This is a genomic window from Moorena sp. SIO4G3 (genome assembly GCF_010692305.1).
Taxonomy (GTDB): Bacteria; Cyanobacteriota; Cyanobacteriia; order Cyanobacteriales; family Coleofasciculaceae; genus Moorena; species Moorena producens_A.
This window is the reverse complement of the sequence record NZ_JAAHIG010000507.1, coordinates 1-5,521: the sequence shown is the minus strand read 5'-3', so window position 1 is coordinate 5,521 and position 5,521 is coordinate 1. Positions and strand designations below refer to the sequence as shown.

Sequence of the window (5,521 nt, the reverse complement as noted above, 5' to 3'; positions counted from 1 at the left end):
TCGTCAGATTTTAATGACTAAATTTGGGGATTTTTCGGAAAATTTTGAGCTATTTCCCTATCCCCCTATCCCCCTATCCCCCTATCTCCTTTTCTCGTTAACTTATTAAACTTTGAAACAGCCCTGCTCCCAGGAGGGGAATTTTTTTAATAAAAAGGTATTTTTCACCTTAAAGGTGAAAATACCCTCTCCCCATCACCCCACACCCCACACCCCACACCCCAGACACTGCCCACCTTAAAATTAATAACTATAATTAATCACAATGGTCTAAGCAAGATTTTAGTAGTAAAGACGGGGGTGTTATGAAAATATACTTTGAGCGTAGTGGCGGTTTTATGGGGATGAATATGGCAACAGAGGTTGATACTGAATCCCTATCGCCAGAAGAAGCTGATCAGCTGCAAGCCATGATTAATACTAATAGTTTCTTTGACCTACCAGCCCAGCTGATGTCATCAATACCGGGTGCCGATCAGTTTAGCTACAAACTGACAGTGGAAGTCGCTGGACGGAAAAAAACTGTGGAAATTGGTGATACAGCAGTTCCAGATATCCTGCAACCTTTGCTAAGACGCTTGACCACTATAGCAAGGTCAAGGTCGAATTAAGAATTAAGAATTTAGAATTAATAATTAAGAATTAAGAATTTAGAATTTAGAGTGGATAATTAAGAATTTAGAGTGGATAATTAAGAATTAAGATATGGATAACTGATTATCGAGAATGTAGGCATAATTCCAAATTCTCAATTATACATTCTTCATTCTCAATTATACATTCTGCATTCTGCATTCTTCATTCTGCATTCTGCATTCTCCATTCTCCATTCTTCATTCTTCATTCTAAATTCTTCATTCTCCATTCTACATTCTAAAAAAACGTAGTCGGAGCATAGGGGATAATATCAGGATCAAATCCTCCCACTTGATTAGTGCGGATAACCCAAAGTTTAGCGCCATGGTTTAACAAAAGACTAGCGATTTCATCATGACCACCTCGTGGTAGTATAGTCCGCCAGCTAGCAAGCCCTCGGAGAATCGGGATAATGGGATTGTCACTGGTAGCAACTCCCACCAAGGTTTCAGCATTTTCCTTCCAGTCACTACGAACAATTCCTAGGGGAGTCAGCTGTTTTTCTAGTGCTTGTCCCAATTCGGATAATTGTTGAAATCGCTGAGTTTGGGGATGATCTCGATGACTTTTCAACCACTCTTGAATGTCAGGATTGGCATTCACTTCATCTTCTATCTGTTGGATGGCTACATAAAGCGCTTGATTGGAGTCTTGCACACAGGATTCTGCTGGTGAAACCAATGCTGCACCGTCACCATCCCCCGTGCGGTAGCGAGCCATCATTACTTGTAACTGATGCTTAAATTCGTCCAAGGGTGATAGTTTAATATCACCAAACTCGTAGTCTTGGGTGACTGCATCCAACTTAACAATCACATCAGAAACAGGTCGATCGCCTAACCAACCCCGCTGCAAATTTCCCATATAGTTCGGCCATTTGATTGACCCTGAAACAATGCCATCGGGGTTACTAGCATAAACTTGATCGTACTCTATATCAAAGCGTAATTCATCGCTTAATGGGTCACGCACTACATGAGCAATACCATAGGCAAAGTGACCAGTTACCATATTAAAAATGGCACGTTCATCTTTTTTATTACCACCAATTCCGCCAAAAAGATGGATGACAATTCCCCGGTCTCCCTCCTGCCAACGGGATATCGCCGCCTCTGGTTGTTCAGCTAAAGGATCCAGCAGAACTGTCTTGGCAGTACTTTTTTGCTGTTCGGTATTTTCCCAATTTTTTTCCTTAATGTAAGTTACGCCTTCCTCAACTCCCAAAATTACTTGATCTGGCTCTAGCATCATCAAAGCCCTAGGTTCAATCCCTTGGGTAACAAAAATGCCGTCAGGATCCTGAGCACCATAAATATACCAACCAGCGCTATTTAGAGGAGAGTCTTCAATCTGGGAATTGGTAGATCTAGGGATGCCATCCCGGTCAGCCACCACTTGAGGAATACGAATAATTTCTTGAGGTCCATCAAATTGTTTTGAGTCTTTATTAAAGTGAGATACTTGAAAGCGATCGCTTTCTTGAGCCTCCCGTTTAATAATGGTAACCAAGCCATAGAAGCGACCGGTAATTTGCACTGGGTCTTCAACAATACTCAAAGACGTCCTTGTTTCTGACTCAGTCACAACTGGATTGTTTACCATGACAATCACATTATCGTCAGGTCTCGCTCCAGCCAACGATTCCAGGGGACCTACCCGATTTAGATGATTCAATCGAACCGGATGGATAGTGCCGCCTGTCATGCTATTTATAGTGGCTTGATTAAAATTAATATCTGTGGTAACTCGCTTCACATAGTCTTGGATCCCTGGAGCATCCTTACTCCATCCTAAGGTAACAATTTGTCCCACCAAATGCTGATACTCAGGAGCAGCATGGTAGACTTCAAACAGTACGGAATCATCAGTTGTTCGTTCATTCTTTGGCGGCTGGATCAGTCGTCCTATCCACTCACTAACGGGTTGATAAAGACTTGATGATAGGGTCTGATTGATGGGATAATAGCTAGGTTGATTGATCTGAGCGTTACGACAAAGTTCGTAGTTAGATGGTTTCGGTTCGGTAAGTTTTTTCTGGACTTGAGAGTAGATAAAAAATGCCACCCCGATTACTAAAATTAGGATAACCAGGACGATTACTAAAGGGTTTTGGAGATTAACAATTTTTAACATAGTTTTAAAATGAGATGCCAAACTATGGTTTTTTGAAGGGAACAGGGAATAGGGAACAGGGAATAGGGAACAGGGAATAGGGAACAGGGAATAGGCATGCTAGCAAGACCTAATCAAGTCTATACGAATTTTTGGTAAAGTCAAAAACTGTAATCCTTCTTTCCAATTGATCAGGTAAACATAAGAAACATAATATTGATAATTCCGTCTCCCCACACTTCCCGCGCCCCCGCCCCACACTCCCCACACTTCGCACACTTCCCTCTCTTCCCCTATTCCCTATTCCCTATTCCCTATTCCCTATTCCCTATTCCCTATTCCCTATTCCCTACTTCCTTTAATCTGACGCAGCCACATCCATCCTAGAACGGCTATTACCAGAGACACCCAACCGATCAAGGGCTTTAGCAACAAAAATCCTCCAATAGCTAACATTGCTCCAAACATTAGCAATATCGATGCCAGCACCCGTTTTAGATCGTGTTCCAAATCCTGGATTGGAGCTAAACCGGTGCGAAGCTGCTGACGTTTCCAGCCAGGCCCGGCTGGACGCACCCGTCGATAAAATTCATCTAAGGTGGTATCAGATTCTGGTGGCGTGAGTAACATTACCACTATCCACAACACACCAGTAATTCCAGCTGTTACCAGCAGACGCCAACCAAAGTCAGGAATCTGAATAACTGGTACGACACTGGTACCAAACCCGACTACAAAACCAGCAACCATGGCGGTTAGTTCCGCAGCAGCATTAATCCGCCACCAGAACCAACGTAACATTAACACTAATCCCGGTCCCGTACCAATGGCAATTACTAATCGGAACACCGTGGCAACGTCTGTGGCAAAGAAGGCGGCAATTGCTCCTAAAACCGTGACCAGCACTGATGCGATCCGCCCCACTAAGACCAGTTCTGATTCTGAGGCTTGGGGATGAACAAAGCGCAAATAGAGGTCATTAGTGAGATAGGAGGCTCCCCAGTTAATGGAGGTAGAGACCGTACTCATAAATGCAGCAATCAGGGAGGTTACCACTATCCCAAGCATCCCTCCTGGCAGAAAATCTAGCATCAGTTTGGGATACCCCAATTCCCGGTCTGCCAAATCTGGATAGATTACCATTGCGGCTAGGGCTACTAGGATCCAGGGCCAGGTCCGGATTACATAGTGAAAGATATTGAATAGCCAAGCGGCTTTCTCGGCATCTGCTTCATTTTTGGATGCGGCCAGGCGCTGGACAAATTCACCACCGCCATCACTGCGACGCCATGCCCACCATTGCAGGAACACATAGGCAGAGAATGTGCTAGCACTGATGCCAGCAGTTTCACTCCAACTAATGCCTCCAGAACCAACTGTGAGGGGAAAAAAGGCTAGTACATCCTGTTGGGTGACTTCCTGCACTTTTGGGATTAGTTGATGAATACCACCGACATGGTTAATGGCAACCACAGCAACTATCATTGCTCCGAGTAGGGCAAAAAAGAATTGGAAGAAATCTGTAGCTACTACGCCCCACAGTCCAGCAAAGCCAGCGTAGACTAAGACTAGAATACTTACTCCTAATACACTCCAGAGTTTTACACTACTGGCTTCGGGGGCAATACCAAGGCTTTGCCAAATTTCTAGAGCACCTACGACTTTCACCATGGCTAGCATGGCATAGCCAATGGCAATACAGTTGATTGGTACAGCAAACAGAAAGGCTTTGGTTCCCCGTAATAGGGCAGCGATGGAGCCACCATAACGGATTTCCGTGAGTTCGGCATCAGTCACAATTTCTGAACGTCGCCACATCCGGGCAAAGATGTAAATCATGATCAGATGGGATATGCCAAAACTCCACCATTCCCAGTTGCCAGCAATGCCTCGATTGCCCACTACTCCGGCAATGTAGAGGGGGGTATCTATGGAAAACGTAGTGGCAGCCATACTGGTCCCTGCTAACCACCAGGGGAGCGATCGCCCCGAAACAAAGAAATCCACAAGACTGCCGGAAGCCTTGCGAGAGAGGTATAGTCCTAAGCCGAGGGACAAGACTAAGTAGACCAGGACAATCAGCCAATCAACGAGTTGCATAAATTCCGGTTGCTGCTCACGGATTGAGATATCATATCAGATTCCGATCTGGGGAGTGTCGGGAATCGGGAATCGGGAATCGGGAATCGGGAAAAGAAGATTCTAAAATAGCACAGGATTTTCGATAGAGGCAAAAAAAATCTAGACTTATGTACTTTTAGCTACAAAACACTGGGAAGCATCACCCGTAACCTAACTACATCAACATATATATGTAATTATGGTAATTTCATCAGTTACAAAGGCAACGGGAAAATGGGGTAACCTCGATTCCCAAAGAGGTAATCTGAGTGAATTAGATCTATGATTATTTGTGGTGGCTTCCACATGACCGCTGACCACTGGAAATTTATGGCAGAAGATATGCCTAACGATCCAGTGGATATGATCGAAGACCTCACAAAAATGGGAATTTATAAACCCGATACGTTTAAGATGGCAGATGCGGTTAATGCTGCTGATATTAGAAAGGCACTGCTAGTGACATACTCCCACACTGACTCGTTGAGTTCAGTGTGGGCTTCTTGCCAACTCCACCCAACGGTTCGGATACTCGGCAAGCTTTATTAACGACACGGTCAGAAGTTACCGCAAGAATAGTGGAGCCTTTATGGTTAGCAGGCTATGCATAAAAGGGTTAAAACTTTATGATTAAGGCTCCACTATTCTAAGG

At 44.2% G+C, this 5,521-nt stretch carries 5 protein-coding genes; 2 read left to right on the top strand and 3 right to left on the bottom strand.

The features are described 5' to 3' along the window. The first annotated feature begins 305 nt into the window (after positions 1 to 305). On the top strand, positions 306 to 611 hold the full coding sequence (locus F6J99_RS41385) for a protealysin inhibitor emfourin (protein WP_293122314.1): 306 nt from the start codon (positions 306 to 308) through the stop codon (positions 609 to 611). Positions 612 to 873: 262 nt separating this feature from the next. Here F6J99_RS41385 and F6J99_RS41380 read toward each other — a convergent pair whose 3' ends face one another. The 3 genes from F6J99_RS41380 to F6J99_RS41370 form a co-directional block, all read right to left on the bottom strand. Further along, the gene (locus F6J99_RS41380; RefSeq protein WP_293122312.1) at positions 874 to 2,769 is read right to left on the bottom strand and encodes an abortive infection protein; all 1,896 of its coding nucleotides are present in this window, start codon (positions 2,767 to 2,769) and stop codon (positions 874 to 876) included. A 321-nt stretch (positions 2,770 to 3,090) separates the two neighbouring features. Then, the gene (locus tag F6J99_RS41375; RefSeq protein ID WP_293122310.1) at positions 3,091 to 4,848 is read right to left on the bottom strand and encodes a sodium:solute symporter family protein; all 1,758 of its coding nucleotides are present in this window, start codon (positions 4,846 to 4,848) and stop codon (positions 3,091 to 3,093) included. Continuing rightward, positions 4,827 to 4,982: a hypothetical protein gene (locus F6J99_RS41370; protein ID WP_293122307.1), complete on the bottom strand. Its 156-nt coding sequence runs from the start codon at positions 4,980 to 4,982 to the stop codon at positions 4,827 to 4,829. Before F6J99_RS41370 ends, F6J99_RS41375 begins: the two co-directional genes overlap by 22 nt. Positions 4,983 to 5,175: 193 nt before the next feature. Here F6J99_RS41370 and F6J99_RS41365 point away from each other — a divergent pair, with 193 nt between their 5' ends. Then, positions 5,176 to 5,418, top strand: coding sequence for a hypothetical protein (locus F6J99_RS41365; RefSeq protein ID WP_293122304.1), 243 nt, complete (start codon positions 5,176 to 5,178; stop codon positions 5,416 to 5,418). Positions 5,419 to 5,521: the final 103 nt, after the last annotated feature.